A 359-nucleotide genomic window follows, 5' to 3' on the forward strand; every position below is an offset into this window, starting at 1 on the left:
CGAACACGGAAGTTAAGCTCTTTAGCGCCGATGGTAGTTGGGGGCTTCCCCCTGTGAGAGTAGGACGTCGCTAGGCAAACAAAGACTCGATGATATCGGGTCTTTTTTATTTCTATAGTATATAGAGTAGGAGTGTTTCTAGTCAGATGCTAGCATATAAGAAACAAATTTATAGAGTATCTTTATAAAAAGAAGAAATTTTTATCATTTTTTCAAAAAAGATATTGTTAATAAGAAATTCTTCTGCTATAATAAAAAAGTTGAAAAGATATAAATAATAAGAAATGGTCCCGTGGTGTAGCGGTTAACATGCCTGCCTGTCACGCAGGAGATCGCCGGTTCGATCCCGGTCGGGACCG

Annotated in this window: 1 tRNA gene and 1 rRNA gene; both read left to right on the top strand. The window is 38.7% G+C overall.

Going from position 1 to position 359, the window contains the following annotated elements:
* Nucleotides 1-76, top strand: a 5S ribosomal RNA gene (rrf, locus tag AC3II9_RS21615); the annotation flags it as partial.
* A gap of 210 nt (nucleotides 77-286) precedes the next feature.
* Nucleotides 287-359: transfer RNA gene (locus AC3II9_RS21620), tRNA-Asp, on the top strand.

Source organism: Lysinibacillus sp. RU7, assembly GCF_057837305.1.